This window comes from Microvirga thermotolerans (assembly GCF_009363855.1).
Lineage (GTDB): Bacteria > Pseudomonadota > Alphaproteobacteria > Rhizobiales > Beijerinckiaceae > Microvirga > Microvirga thermotolerans.
On record NZ_CP045423.1, the window covers coordinates 207,008 to 220,563 of the forward strand.

Consider the following 13,556-nt stretch of genomic DNA (forward strand, 5'->3'; position numbering starts at 1 on the left):
CGGAGCACCGGCCGCCGCGCTCCAGCGCACCGGGCGGAAAAGTGGACCCGACCCTCCGCCCGTTGCCCTAGACGGCGGGCACCTTAGCGGGGTTTGCCGGTTGCGCAACCGCTCCGCCCTCGCGCGGCGCGAAAGAGACGGTTTGCCGCTCGCGGGCGACGAAGGAGGAGGGCATCGCCTTCTGCATCTCGGCCTCGGCGGCCTTGAGGAAGGCGTCGTCGTGGCCGGGATAGAGGTGGAAGATGGCGAGGGACGCCACGTTCGCGGCCTTCGCCAGCGCGACGCCCTTCTCCCAGGTGGAGTGGCCCCAGCCCCGGCAGCTCGGATATTCGCTCTCGGAGAACATGCCGTCGTAGATGATCAGGTCGGCGTCGCGCACGAAGGCGAGGAGGCCGGGATCGGGCCAGGGATCGCCGTGCTCCAGGTCGCTGATGTAGCAGGCGCTGCGGCCGCCGTGCTCGAACCGGTAGCCGGTGGCGCCGCCCGGATGGTTCAGGAGATGGGTCGCGACCTTCGCCCCGTCCGGGAAGGTGAGGGTCTCGCCCGCCCGGAAGCCGCAATGCTCGAACCGGGCCGGAAGCTGCTCCAGGGTCACGGGGAAGAGCGGCGGGGCATAGAGGCGCGCAAGGGCTCCCTCGGCGCTCTCCCCGTCCATGTTGCCGCAATAGGTGCGGATCACCCGGTTGCAGCCGAGCAGGGCCGGCTTGAAGAAGGGCAGGCCGCAGACATGGTCGAGGTGGAGGTGGCTGAAGAGGAGATCGATCTCCGCCGGCGCATCGGCCCCCAGCTCGGCCCCGAGGGCGGACAGGCCGCTCCCGGCATCGACGATGAAGAGCCGGTCCCCGCACCTCACCTCGACGCAGGCCGTATGGCCGCCGAATTCGACGAAGCGCGCGCCCGACGCGCAGGTCGAGCCGCGGGTACCCCAGAATCGGACCTGGAGCGGCTCGGAGGATGCGGCACGCCTGACCATGTCAAGACAATCGCCGAACGGCGGGCCACCGCATGTGCGCTGGCGCACATGGGAACGGGGAAAGGGAGCGGCGAATGGTCCTCATGCGGTCAAGGCCTCCTGACGGCGGGTTGCGCGGCTGTCCTCCACGGGCTCGCCCCGCACGAAACGGATAACCGAATCGAAGGGCGGGCGATCCATGGCGGGGGTGATTTCGGGCGTGACGAGGATGAGGCCCCGTCCGATCATGGCGCGGCGCAGGTCCGCGACGAGCTTGTCCGCGGCGGGACCGGGCAGGCCGTCGAGGGCGCGCTGGACCACCAGGACGTCGGGCTGGCGCACCAGGCACCGCACCACGTCGACGGCGGCGATCTCGCTCAAGGTGAGGTCGCCGCCCTGGGGATCGATGGGCATGGCGAGGCCGATGCGGGACACGTCGTCGTCGAGGCCCCGGTCGGTGAGCACCCGCCGGATCGCCTTCTGCACCGCCGCCTCGGCGCCCGCCTGATCGGCGGCGATGCGGCCGAAGAGCAGGTTGTCCTGCACGCTCGCCGCCGTGCACAGGCGGTTCTCGTCGTAGAACTCGATGGCGGGCTGGAGGCTCGTCGGCAGCATGCGCGTGAAGTCGGCCCGCGCGGCGACGATGCGGGCCTCCAGGGCCGGGTCGAGGAGGCCGAGGCGGTGGCGGCTCTCGTTGTAGAGGAGCGCGAGGCCGATCAGCCGCTCCTGGTCGCGCCCGCTCCGGACGCCGCGCCGGTTCTCCTTGCGCCGCTCCACGAGGTCCTCGAAATAGGTGCGGTCGGACGCGGTGAAGAAGGAGAAGCGCTCGAAGAGCGGGTGCCCGTCCGGGATGTCGGCGAAGATCTCGATCATGCTCGTGGCCATGGACAGGCCGACGCGGGCGAGGGGCTTGGTCAGGTCCTCCGCCTCCAGGATCGCCCGCACGAAGGGATGGCGGGCGAGCCGGTCCTCCCGGAAGGTGTCGCCGATGGGCTTTCCGAACAGGAGGTTCTCGCCGATGGTCGCATAGCGGTTGTAGCGCCTCGCGTCGAAGGGGTCGACGAACCGGTCGAGCCCTTCGCGGGAGAGCGCCCTGCGCACCTCGCGGCGGGTCTCCACCAGGGCGGCGGCGAGTTCGGGCTCGCGCTTGGGGTCGACGGTGCCGGCGAGGCCTCGGGCATGGATCACCCGGTCGAGCCCGACGGCCGCGACCGCCTCGGCGAGGCGGCGGTCCAGCTCCTCCGCGGGGACGGAAGCTCCGTAGACCAGGTTGTCCCGCATGGAGCCCGGGATCAGGACCGTCTCGCCGGCGAACGCGATCCGCTGCGCCCGCGCCACCGGATCGGCGGCGCCCAGGTCCGCGCCCCCATAGGTGAGGCGGCCCGTGGAGGGCGCGAGCTGGCCGCCGACGAGGGCCGCGAGCACCCGGGGCCCCGCCTCCCCGTCGCCCACCAGGGCCACGTGCGAGGGAAAGGCGATGTGGAGATCGACGCCGGAGATCCTGGCGCCGCTCATGGGATCGTAGGCCGAGACCCCCTGGGCCACGAGGGCGCCGTTGCGCGGCAGCGGTGCCGCCGCCGGACGCTCCCGCGGCTCGAGGGCCGAGAGGCTGCGCGCCAGCTCGGTCAGCAGGACCCGGGTCCGGTCGACGAGCTGCTGCCAGGGCGCGAGCTCGCGGACGCCGAAGGCGGCGAGCGCGGCGGCGAGCGCCGAGGCCGCGAGCGCCCCCGCCGTCAGGGAGGAGCCGGGCGCGAGCCAGGCGCCCACGCCCAGGAGGGCCAGGGGGGCCAGCATCAGCACGGCGGCCGCGAAGGCCTCGGCGAGGGCGAGGCGGCGCTCCCGCCTCAGAACCGGGCGGTGGCGCTGCGCCAGGTTGCGGGCGATCCGCTCCCGCTCGAAGGCGGCGGTGCCGTGGGCCCGCAGGGCCGGGAGGCGGCGGACCAGGTCCGCCCAGGCGCTGCGGATCCCCTCCCCCTCCTTCCGCCGGGCGTTGGAGGTGTCGAGGCGCAGGACGACCCGGCGCGCGCTGAGGACCGCGCCGAAGGCGAGCATGACGGCGAGCGCGAGGCCGAGGCGCCAGTCGGTCACGAGCACATAGGCGAAGCACAGGCCGATCATGCCGCCCTGGCGCGCCGACGAGATCAGGGCCGAGCCGAGAATGCCGCCCTCGTGCGACAGGGTCTCGCTCGCGAGTTCCGTCGCCTCCTCGACGTCCGCGTTGGCGGAGGAGGTCTTCAGCACCGCGTCGAGCATGCGCGCGAGGAGGCGGGAGAGGGTCCGGGTGCGGATCCCGGCCGCCACCCAGTTGGCGAGGGTCAGGGCGAGGGCGATGAGGACGGGCACCAGGGCGAGGGCCACGACCGCGACCTTGACACGAAGGCCGGGATCGAGAGCGAAGCCAGGAAAGAGGACGAAGGGCGCTCCGCCGAAAGCCTCCGGCAGGCTCAGCACGACGGACAGGAACGGCGCGGCCGGGTCCGCCTCGCCCGCGGCGAGATCCAGGACCGTGCGCACCAGATGGAAGCCGAGCACGAGCAGCCCGCCCGCCACGGCCAGGAGCAGGAAGCCCAGCAGGTGGCATAGACGGTCGGTCTTCCAGGCGAGGCGCAGCGGATCGCGCTCCATGGCAGCTCCAGATGACGGCTCCGAGCGGAACTCCGGAGCCTCGGGCTCCGGTCCCTCCTTCCCGCCGACGTTATCCAAGCCGGACCGCGAGGGCCAGAGGCTGCGCGCCCGGAGGGTGGAGGCCGCGGCGCACGGCGACAAAAGCGCTCCCGCCCCTCGCCGCCGGACGGGAATCCGCTATGTGAAACGGCGCCGGATTCCGCGGCCGGAGATCCCACCGACAGCCATGATGTCCCCGCCATCGGCCTCCTCCCTCGATTCCGTCTTCGGGCTCGTTCTCGAGCTGCCCGCCCGCAGCCCCGCGCCGGAAGCGCCCGCCCGCCTCGATGCCCTGTTCGCGGAGCTGGCGCGCGCATCGGGCGCGCGTCCGGCGGAGGAGATCCAGGACATGATCTGGGCCATCTGGACCTCGCACGAGGACGGCGAGGCGGAGGCGACCATGGCCGAGGCCATCGCGGCCCTGTCCTCCGGCGCCCTGCGGCAGGCCCGCCCGCTCCTCGACCGCCTGGTCGCCCTGCACCCCGGCTGGGCTGAGGCCTGGAACAAGCGGGCGACCCTGAACTTCATCGAGAGACGCGACGGGGACAGCCTCGCGGACATCGCCAGGACGCTCGAACTGGAGCCGCGCCATTTCGGCGCCGTGTCCGGCTTCGGCCAGATCTGCCTGCGGCACGGGCGCCTCAACGAGGCGCGGGCCGCCTTCCAGATCGCCCTCGCGATCAACCCGCATCTCGACGACCTGCGGGCGATGGTCCGGGATCTCGCGCCGCGGAACCTGATGCTGCACTGAAGCACGCTTCACCGACGTCCCTGGGCGCGACACGGGCGACGTTGCAGGGAGCGCGGCTGCGGCTAGTCTTTGCGGATGTCCGATTCGCCCGCCCGCTCCGCCTTGCCCCTTCTCGCGCCCGACGGCCGCCAGTCGCCGGCGGCGGCCGGCGTGCAGCGGGGCGTGCGCCGCCTCTTCGCCCAGCTCGGGCATGCGACCCTGCCCGAGTTCACCCTCGCCAACGGCCGCCGCGCCGACATCATGGCCTTGGCCCCCGACGGGGCGCTCACCATCGTGGAGATCAAGTCGAGCGTGGCGGATTTCCGCGCCGACCGGAAATGGCCGGACTACGAGGATTTCTGCGACCGGTTCTACTTCGCGGTGCCGGAGACGGTGCCCTTCGACATCCTGCCCGAGGACCGCGGCCTGATCGTCGCCGACAGCTTCGGCGCCGCCATCCTGCGCGAGGCCCGGCGCCACCCGCTCGCAGGCGCCCGCCGCAAGGCCGTGACCCTGCGCTTCGCCCAGGCCGCCGCGCTCGCTCTGCACGCCCTGGCCGATCCGGACGCGGTCTTCGACGGAAGGTTGTGAGGCCTTGGTTTTTTACCAAACGTTATTGTATTTCATAAATGGCGATCTATAACCTCCTCGACACTTTACCTGTTGAGGACAAGATTATGGCGACGATCGTCGGAACGCGCGGCATCAACATCCTGAAGGGCACGGCCTCGGCCGATGCCATCTATGGCGACACGTCCCGGACCCTGAGCGTCGGCCATGGCTGGAACGACAAGCTCTACGGCTTCGGCGCCAACGACAAGCTCTTCGGCGATGCCCTGACGATCTCGTTCTCCGGCATCGGCGGCAACGATTACCTCTACGGCGATCTCGGCACCGGCAATGCCGGCAAGGATTACATCTACGGCGATGCCTTCACGATGCTGCGCTATGCCAGAGGCGGCAACGACGTCATCCATGGCAATGATGGCAACGATGCGCTCTATGGCGACGCGTATGTGATGCGCAACTACGCCAAAGGCGGCATCGACATTGTCCATGGCGACAATGGCAATGATGTCGTCGTCGGCGACGCCGCCTACATGTGGAATTCGACGCGTGGAGGAGCAGACAGGCTCTATGGCGATGACGGCGACGATACGCTGATCGGCGACGCCACGCAGATGCACGACAAGGCCATCGGCGGTAACGATTATCTCAACGGCGGTGCCGGAGATGACTTTTTGCGTGGCGATGCCTATCTCATGGACGGTTTCTCCCGCGGCGGTAACGACAAGATCTATTCGGGACAATCCCTCCCTGATCGCGGCGATTATCTTTTTGGCGACGCGGTAATTATGAAAGGGCATGCGACAGGCGGAGCTGATCTTCTGCACGCCGAAACCAGCCAACTTGCCACAATCTATGGCGACGCACAGGAGATGAGGGAATTTGCTCGAGGCGGCAACGATGTGATCTACTGCGCTCCTTGGGTAACCTGCTGGGGAGACGCCTGGTTGATGTCAGGGTCTTCTCAGGGTGGCAACGATCGTATTTACGCCACAAGCGTGACAATTGGACCTAGCTCTATAACGGGCGACGCGACCCAAATGCGCGACCAAAGTATCGGCGGACATGATACAATTATTGGAGGCATTACTGACGAGACTATCCTTGGTGATGCTGGGGAAGCCTGGGGCCTTGCCAAGGGAGGCAACGATTCGCTTTCCGGCGGTGGCGGCTACGATGAGATCTACGGTGACTTCTATAAGGTGAATGGCACCAATGTCGTCGGGGGCAACGATACGCTGAACGGCGGGGCCGGCAACGACACGCTCACCGGTGGTGGCGGCGCGGATCGCTTCGTGTTCGCTAGGGGCGACGGCAAGGACGTCATCAACGACTTCAGCCGCACCCAAAACGACAAGATCGACCTCACGGCCTACGGCTTCGAGACCTTCGCCGATCTGACGATCCGCGACAATGCGGCCGGAAATGCCGAGGTCGTCCTCGCCGCGGATGCGACGATCACCCTGCTCGGGGTGAGAGCCGCCCAGATGACAGCGAGCGACTTCATTCTCTGACCGAAGCTCTCTCCTCAGGAAAGCGCATTGTGCGGAACCGGAGGTTCCGCACAATGGGCTAAAGCATCGAGCGCAAAAGTGGGAACCGGTTTTGCGCGAAAAGATGCGTGAAATTATAAGCCTGGGGCATTGAACGTGAGTTCGAATTCTCGTCCGATGCTCTAAGTTTGGGATCGTGGGGCTGGCCCCGCACAGGCCAGCCCTTCTTCTGAGCTGAACGCCCGCATCAGAATCACGCTTTGAGCCGCCTCAGCGCGGCGCGCGCTTGGCGAGGATGCGCTGCAGGGTGCGGCGGTGCATGTTGAGGCGCCGGGCGGTTTCCGAGACGTTGCGGCCGCAGAGCTCGTAGACCCGCTGGATGTGCTCCCAGCGCACCCGGTCGGCGGACATCGGGTTCTCGGGCGGCGTCGCCCGCTCGCCCGGGCGGGCCATCAGAGCGGCGTGGATCTCGTCCGCGTCGGCGGGCTTGGCCAGGTAGTCGAAGGCGCCCATCTTCACCGCGGTGACGGCGGTGGCGATGTTGCCGTATCCGGTGAGGATGACGCCGCGCGCGTCCGGGCGGCGGTTCTTGAGGCGCTCGATCACGTCGAGGCCGTTGCCGTCGCCGAGGCGCATGTCGATCACGGCGAAGGCGGGCGCGTCGCTTTCGATCGCGGCCAGGCCCTCGGCCACGCTCTCCGCCACCCGGACCTGGTAGCCGCGGCTTTCCATGGCGCGGGCGAGGCGGGTCGAGAAGGGGCGGTCGTCGTCCACGATCAAGAGGCTCTTGTCGGCACGATCGTCGAACGCCACGGGCGCGTCGGCCATCAGAACGTCTCCTTGCATCCGGGAAGGCTCCTTGAAAGACGAGCCCGATGCGGCTCGCTCTCATATATGGGAATTGTTCCCCTCTTCCGTGAGGTCCCCTCCCTGTCCGGCCTGCGGCGAAATCGCCGCACCCTGATCAAACGCATGACGCGGCCAAACGATCCGTGCGATGGCGCCGTGGTCCGGCGGCACCGCGTTGGTGAGGGTGAGCTGGGCGCCGGAGCGCTCGATCAGCGTCTTGGCGATGAACAGGCCGAGCCCGAGGCCCGAACCGCCCTCCTCCTCCTCGCCCTCCGCCCGCTTGGCGGCGCTGCGTGTGGTCACGTAGGGCTCGCCGACCCGCAGCAGGATGTCGGGCGCGTAGCCCGGCCCATCGTCGCGGATCTCGATGGAAACCTCCTGCGCGGTCCAGCTCGCCTCCACGATCACGTGAGTCTCGGCGAAATCCGCCGCGTTGTCGAGGATGTTGGACAAGCCGTAGACCACGCCGGGATTGCGCCGGACCATGGGCTCCGGCCCCTCCCCGCGGCACAGGACCCGGATGTCGAGCCCGAGACCCCGCTGCGGCTCCGCGATCTCCTGGACCAGGTGCTGGAGGGAGACGGTCTCCAGGAAGCCGCCCTCCTCCTGCCCCATGGAGGTGAGCTTGGTGAGAATGGTCCGGCAGCGCTCCACCTGCTCCCGCAGGAGCTTCAGGTCCTCGGCGATGGGGCTGTCGGCGGGGGTGGCGTGGTCGAGCTCCTTCGCCACGAGGGCGATGGTGGCGAGCGGCGTGCCGAGCTCGTGGGCCGCCGCCGCGGCGAGCCCGTCGAGCTGGGACAGGTGCTGCTCCCGGGCGAGGACCAGCTCCGTGGCGGCGAGCGCCTGCCCGAGCTGGCGCGCCTCCTCCGCCACCCGCCAGGCGTAGATGCCGATGAACGCCGTGCCGAGCAGGATCGCCGTCCAGATGCCGGTGACGTAGAGGAAGGGCAGGGCGAAGGGCTGGCCCGGGAACCAGGGCAGGGGCCGGTGGGCGAGGGTGAGCAGGGTCGCGAGCCCGATCACCAGCAGGCCGAGGCCGAGGGTCCGCTCGGGGGTCAGCGCGGTGGCCGAGATCAGCACGGGAGCGAGGAACAGGATGGCGAAGGGGTTCTCCAGGCCGCCGGTGAGGTAGAGGAGCGCCGCGAGCTGCAGGGTGTCGAAGGCGAGCAGGACCGTCGCGGCGTTGTCCCCGAGCCGGTGGCTCGCCGGGAATTCGATGCGCAGCATCACGTTGACGGCGGCGGAGACGGCGATCACCGCGAAGCAGAGCCCGAAGGGCAGCTCGAAGCCCAGGCCGAATCGCACCACCGCGACCGCCATCGCCTGGCCCGCGATGGCGATCCAGCGCAGGCGCACCAGGGTATCCAGGCGCAGCTGGCGGGCATTATGGGCGAGGCTGGCGGGGCGAATGTCCATCAGCCAACAGGATAGGGCCGCAAGCCGCCTCGCCAAGCAAGCGGCCGTGCGCAAAGTTTCCTGCCTTTCCGCGACCTGGGCCGGGTTTCGAGGTTCATATTCTCAACGCTTCGCACGGGCCATGCGCCCGTTTCATGAAGCCTTGCTTTTGTCGGCAGGAACTTTCATCTTGTCGGTCTGGTTGAGGATAAGTCCGGCTCGATTTTTGCGAGGAGAACGAAGGGACGCCCGACCGCATGGGGATTTTCAATGAACCTTTCCTATTATTGGTATGAGACCGCCCACTGGCTGCTCAAGCCGGCCCGGGCGGCGACGGACGTCACCAAGACTCTTTTCGAGAATCCGGACAACCCCTTCGCGAACACGGCCTACGGCCGCACCGTGACCGCCGCCTGCGAGCTGTTCGAGCGCACCACGCGGCGCTACGAGAAACCCTCCTTCGGTCTTGCCACGACCCTCGTCGAGGGCCGCGAGGTCCCCGTCGCCGAGCGCATCGTCTGGTCGCGCCCGTTCTGCGACGTGATCTCCTTCGAGCGCGACTTTCCCGGCGCGAAGGCCCAGCCGAAGCTCCTGATCGTGGCGCCCATGTCGGGCCATTTCGCGACGCTCCTGCGCGGCACGGTCGACACCTTCCTCCCCACCCACCGGGTGATGATCACCGATTGGGCGGATGCCCGCATGGTGCCCCTGGCGGAGGGCTCCTTCGATCTCGACGACTACATCGACTACATGATCGGCATGTTCCGGTCCTTCGGGCCGGACCTGCACGTGATGGCGGTCTGCCAGCCGGCCGTGCCGGTGATCGCCGCCATCGCCCGCATGGAGGCGGAGAAGGATCCCTGCACGCCGCGCTCCATGATCCTCATGGGCGGGCCCATCGACACCCGCCGCTCGCCGACCGCGGTCAACGAGCTCGCCGAGCGGCGCGGCATCGCCTGGTTCGAGCGCCACTGCATCGCCAAGGTGCCGCCCTCCTATCCGGGCTTCTGGCGCAGCGTCTATCCCGGCTTCCTGCAGCTTTCCGGCTTCATGGCCATGAACTTCGACCGGCACGTGAACGCCCACTGGGAGATGTTCGAGCATCTGGTGGACGGGGACGGCGATTCGGCGGAGAAGCATCGCGAGTTCTACGACGAGTACCTCGCCGTGATGGACCTGACCGCCGAGTTCTACCTCCAGACCGTCGACAAGGTCTTCGTCCGTCACGAACTGCCCAAGGGCGAGATGATGCACCGGGACAAGCCGGTGGACCTGATGGCGATCCGCCGCTGCGCCATCATGGCGATCGAGGGCGAGCGGGACGACATCTCCGGCATCGGACAGACGAAGGCGGCCCTGGAGCTGACCCCCAACCTGCCGGAGGACAGGAAACTCTATCACCTTCAGCCGGGCGTCGGCCATTACGGCGTCTTCAACGGCTCCCGCTTCCGGGCCGAGATCGCTCCCCGCATCCGCGACTTCATCGCCACCCAGGAGGAGCGGGCGGCGGCCCCCGCGCGGACATTGGCCTGAGAACCGCGGACCGGGCCCGGGCGGATCTCCCCGGCGCCGGGCTCCGCAGGGGCGGGATCGCCGGTCCGGACGGGCTCCGGAGGGATGGGAATCAAAGGCCGTGACAGGGCAGTTCTGGCTGTGGGGGGAGTTGCAGGGACGTCAAGAGCCCGCATGCGATTTCGCCCCCGCGGGAGGAGCGGCAAACGGCTGCGCTGACAATGCTGCCCCTTCGGGGCAGATTGCGGACATGAGATTCGCCCTGTTCCGCCGCGTTCCAGCGGACCCTCCTCATCTCAAGGTTTTCCACGGCGGCCAGACCTTCAAGGTCGCCCTGAAGCGCCGCCCCACCGCCAAGCGGATCACCCTGCGCGTGTCCAACGCGACGGGCGAGGTCGTGCTGACGATCCCCGAGCGGACCGACGTCGCCACCGCCCAGCGCTTTGCCGACAGCCACGGCGACTGGATCGCCACGCGGCTCGCCCGGGTGCCCGTGCGGGTTCCCTTCGAGCCGGGGGCCCTGGTGCCCCTGCGCGGGGTGCCCCACAGGATCGTTCATTGGTCGAACATTAGGGGAACGACGCAGGCCGCCCGCGCCGCCGACGGCACGCCGATCCTGGCGGTGGCCGGGGAGCGGCCCCACGTGGCCCGCCGGGTGCAGGACTTCCTGGAGGCCGAGGCGCGGCGCGACTTCGCCGAGGCCGTGAAGCGCCACACCGCCGCCCTCGGGGTCAAGGCCAAGCGGATCACCGTCCGGGACACCAAGAGCCGCTGGGGCTCCTGCTCCGCGAGCGGGGCCTTGAGCTTCTCCTGGCGCCTCGTGATGGCGCCGCCCTTCGTGCTCGACTACCTCGCCGCCCACGAGGTCGCGCACCTGCGGGAGCTGAACCATTCCCACCGGTTCTGGAAGCTCGCGCACGAACTGTGCCCGCGCACGGAAGAGGCGGAGGCCTGGCTCAAGACCTACGGTAGCGCCCTGCACCGCTTCGGGTGAGCCTCTCCTTCTTGCCAGTTGATTTTGCACTGCAACAGGCCTAATTCCCTGCGCCGCGAAGGCGCAGGAACACGGCATCCGCATCGGGCGGGCCGCGGCTCTCCCGGCGTCGCTCGCATGGACAGCCACGATGCGGCCATGTCGCAACGAAAGTCGCAACGAAAGTCGCCACGCAGATCGGAAGGCCGGCGCTGCCTGCAGCGCAGGATCGACAGGACCGGCGCGTTCCCTCCATGGGCCTGAGGCCCTTTCCACCCGCAGGACGAGACCGTCGAGGCCGGAAGGGGTCCGCCCTTCCGCGGGCCCGCTCGGCTGAGCGTTTCCTCTTTCAAGGCAGATCAAGCGATGCCAGCGATTGCGCAGGACCGGACGGTCCTTTCCGAATCGGCCCCGAAACCCGCCGCCCATGGCTCCGGCTTCTGGACCCTCGCGCTCGGATCCCTCGGGGTCGTCTACGGCGACATCGGGACGAGCCCCCTCTACGCCCTCAAGGAATCCCTCTCCGCCGCCGCGTCCGGGGGCGCCCCGACCCGGGAGATGGTGTTCGGCGTCGTGTCCCTCATCCTGTGGGCGCTCATCGTCATCGTCTCCGTCAAGTACGTGCTGTTCATCCTGCGCGCCGACAACAACGGCGAGGGCGGAACGCTCACCCTCATGGCCCTGGCCCAGCGGGCCCTGGGCCACAACGTGTTCGTCATCGGCCTGCTCGGCATGATCGGCGCCGCCCTGTTCTACGGCGACGCGATCATCACCCCGGCGATCTCCGTGCTCTCGGCGGTGGAGGGCCTGAACCTCGCCACCCCGGCCTTCGAGCATTACGTGCTGCCCCTCAGCCTCGCGATCCTCGTCGGGCTCTTCGCCGTGCAGAGCCGCGGCACGGCGCGGGTCGCGGCCTGGTTCGGGCCGATCATGGTGCTGTGGTTCGCCCTCCTCGCCCTGGGCGGCCTGAGGCACATCGCCGACCAGCCGGGCATCGTCGCGGCGCTGAGTCCCACCTACGGGATCGCGTTTCTCGCCACCCACGGGACGGCGGGGCTGTTCGCCCTGGGGGCGGTGTTCCTCGCGGTGACGGGCGCCGAGGCACTCTATGCGGATCTCGGCCATTTCGGGCGGCGGCCGATCCAGCTCGCCTGGCTGTTCTTCGTCCTGCCCTCCCTGGGCCTCAACTATCTCGGCCAGGGAGCCATGCTCCTCCTGTCTCCGGACGCGATCGAGAACCCCTTCTTCCTGCTCTATCCGGACTGGGCGCTCCTGCCCATGGTCGGGATGGCGACGGTGGCGACGATCATCGCGAGCCAGGCGGTGATCACCGGCGCCTTCTCCCTGACCCAGCAGGCGATCCAGCTCGGCCTCCTGCCGCGCATGGACATCCGCTGGACCTCCGAGACGGAGAGGGGCCAGATCTACGTGCCGCGGGTGAACTGGCTGCTGCTCGCGGCGGTGATCTTCCTCGTGGTCAGCTTCAAGACCTCCAGCGCCCTCTCCCACGCCTACGGCCTCGCCGTGACCGGGACCATGGTGGTCACCGCGGTGATGGCGTTCTTCGTGGTCCGCTATTTCTGGAGATGGTCGCTCTGGGCCTCGGTCGCGGTCATCGCGCCCTTCCTCCTCGTGGACACGATCTTCCTCGCCGCCAACGCCCTCAAGATCCCGCAGGGCGGCTGGATGCCCCTCGTCGTGGGGGCGGGGCTCGTGGTCGTCATGTGGACCTGGCGGCGCGGCACCCGCATCCTCTTCGAGAAGACCCGCAAGATCGACGTGCCCCTGGCCGAGCTGGTCGCCATGCTCCGGAAGAGCCACCCGCACCGGGTGAGGGGGACGGCGGTGTTCCTGACGAGCGACCCGGAGACGGCACCCGCGGCGCTGCTCCACAACCTCAAGCACAACAAGGTCCTGCACGAGCAGAACGTGATCCTCACCGTCGTCATCCAGGACGCCCCGCGCCTCGATGACGAGGGCCGGGTCACGATCGAGCCCATCGGCGAATCGTTCTTCCGGGCGACGATGGCCTGCGGCTACATGGAAACGCCCGACATTCCCCGCGCGCTCGCGCTCCTGCGCAGGCAGGGCTTCAAGTTCGACATCATGGCGACCTCCTTCTTCGTCTCCCGCCGCTCGCTCCGGCCCTCCGCCCACGGCGGCATGCCGCTCTGGCAGGACAAGCTGTTCATCGGCCTCGCCAAGTCGGCGAGCGACGCCACGGACTTCTTCCGCATTCCGACGGGACGCGTGGTCGAGGTGGGCACGCAGGTCACCGTGTAGGGCCGCGCCGCCGGAAAGGGGATCGGCGCGTATCTTTTCGCGCGCGAAACCGGTTCCCACTTCCGGGTTCGATGCTTTAGAGGAGGCGGCGAGAGTCCGTCGCCACCATTCCCCGCACGGGCCTGTCGCTTCGGCGCG

General features: G+C 68.9%; 10 protein-coding genes. 6 read left to right on the forward strand and 4 right to left on the reverse strand.

The features are described 5' to 3' along the window. Positions 1-67 precede the first annotated feature (67 nt). On the reverse strand, positions 68-973 hold the full coding sequence (locus GDR74_RS00930) for an MBL fold metallo-hydrolase (RefSeq protein ID WP_152584540.1): 906 nt from the start codon (positions 971-973) through the stop codon (positions 68-70). Between the two features lie 81 nt (positions 974-1,054). Then, positions 1,055-3,577, reverse strand: a complete 2,523-nt coding sequence (locus GDR74_RS00935; protein WP_152584541.1) for an ABC transporter ATP-binding protein — start codon at positions 3,575-3,577, stop codon at positions 1,055-1,057. 226 nt (positions 3,578-3,803) lie between these two features. Here GDR74_RS00935 and GDR74_RS00940 point away from each other — a divergent pair, with 226 nt between their 5' ends. From GDR74_RS00940 to GDR74_RS18465, 3 genes are all read left to right on the forward strand, one after another. Beyond that, positions 3,804-4,367 carry a tetratricopeptide repeat protein gene (locus GDR74_RS00940; RefSeq protein ID WP_152584542.1) on the forward strand — a complete coding sequence of 188 codons (564 nt, stop codon included), beginning with the start codon at positions 3,804-3,806 and terminating at the stop codon, positions 4,365-4,367. Positions 4,368-4,442: 75 nt separating this feature from the next. Beyond that, a complete protein-coding gene (locus tag GDR74_RS00945; RefSeq protein WP_152584543.1) occupies positions 4,443-4,937 on the forward strand; it encodes an MmcB family DNA repair protein in 495 nt (164 codons plus the stop codon). A gap of 86 nt (positions 4,938-5,023) precedes the next feature. Continuing rightward, entirely contained in the window at positions 5,024-6,427 is a 1,404-nt protein-coding gene (locus GDR74_RS18465) for a calcium-binding protein (protein ID WP_194164593.1), read from the forward strand. Between the two features lie 249 nt (positions 6,428-6,676). Here the strand turns inward: GDR74_RS18465 and GDR74_RS00955 are convergent, their stop codons facing one another. Together GDR74_RS00955 and GDR74_RS00960 are read right to left on the reverse strand one after the other, a co-directional pair. Next, positions 6,677-7,234, reverse strand: a complete 558-nt coding sequence (locus GDR74_RS00955) for an ActR/PrrA/RegA family redox response regulator transcription factor (RefSeq protein ID WP_152584545.1) — start codon at positions 7,232-7,234, stop codon at positions 6,677-6,679. A gap of 60 nt (positions 7,235-7,294) precedes the next feature. Next, entirely contained in the window at positions 7,295-8,671 is a 1,377-nt protein-coding gene (locus GDR74_RS00960) for an ActS/PrrB/RegB family redox-sensitive histidine kinase (RefSeq protein ID WP_152584546.1), read from the reverse strand. A gap of 249 nt (positions 8,672-8,920) precedes the next feature. On the opposite strand from GDR74_RS00960, the gene GDR74_RS00965 reads away from it, so the two are divergent. From GDR74_RS00965 to GDR74_RS00975, 3 genes are all read left to right on the forward strand, one after another. Next, positions 8,921-10,183: a polyhydroxyalkanoate depolymerase gene (locus tag GDR74_RS00965; protein WP_152584547.1), complete on the forward strand. Its 1,263-nt coding sequence runs from the start codon at positions 8,921-8,923 to the stop codon at positions 10,181-10,183. A gap of 229 nt (positions 10,184-10,412) precedes the next feature. After that, positions 10,413-11,156, forward strand: a complete 744-nt coding sequence (locus tag GDR74_RS00970; RefSeq protein WP_152584548.1) for a M48 family metallopeptidase — start codon at positions 10,413-10,415, stop codon at positions 11,154-11,156. A 345-nt stretch (positions 11,157-11,501) separates the two neighbouring features. Next, entirely contained in the window at positions 11,502-13,418 is a 1,917-nt protein-coding gene (locus GDR74_RS00975) for a potassium transporter Kup (RefSeq protein WP_152584549.1), read from the forward strand. Positions 13,419-13,556: the final 138 nt, after the last annotated feature.

Coding starts and splice junctions, on each gene's coding strand:
- GDR74_RS00930 (WP_152584540.1), bottom strand. CDS start 973: ATGGTCAGGCGTGCCGCATCCTCCGAGCCGCTCCAGGTCCGATTCTGG.
- GDR74_RS00935 (WP_152584541.1), bottom strand. CDS start 3,577: ATGGAGCGCGATCCGCTGCGCCTCGCCTGGAAGACCGACCGTCTATGC.
- GDR74_RS00940 (WP_152584542.1), top strand. CDS start 3,804: ATGATGTCCCCGCCATCGGCCTCCTCCCTCGATTCCGTCTTCGGGCTC.
- GDR74_RS00945 (WP_152584543.1), top strand. CDS start 4,443: ATGTCCGATTCGCCCGCCCGCTCCGCCTTGCCCCTTCTCGCGCCCGAC.
- GDR74_RS18465 (WP_194164593.1), top strand. CDS start 5,024: ATGGCGACGATCGTCGGAACGCGCGGCATCAACATCCTGAAGGGCACG.
- GDR74_RS00955 (WP_152584545.1), bottom strand. CDS start 7,234: ATGGCCGACGCGCCCGTGGCGTTCGACGATCGTGCCGACAAGAGCCTC.
- GDR74_RS00960 (WP_152584546.1), bottom strand. CDS start 8,671: ATGGACATTCGCCCCGCCAGCCTCGCCCATAATGCCCGCCAGCTGCGC.
- GDR74_RS00965 (WP_152584547.1), top strand. CDS start 8,921: ATGAACCTTTCCTATTATTGGTATGAGACCGCCCACTGGCTGCTCAAG.
- GDR74_RS00970 (WP_152584548.1), top strand. CDS start 10,413: ATGAGATTCGCCCTGTTCCGCCGCGTTCCAGCGGACCCTCCTCATCTC.
- GDR74_RS00975 (WP_152584549.1), top strand. CDS start 11,502: ATGCCAGCGATTGCGCAGGACCGGACGGTCCTTTCCGAATCGGCCCCG.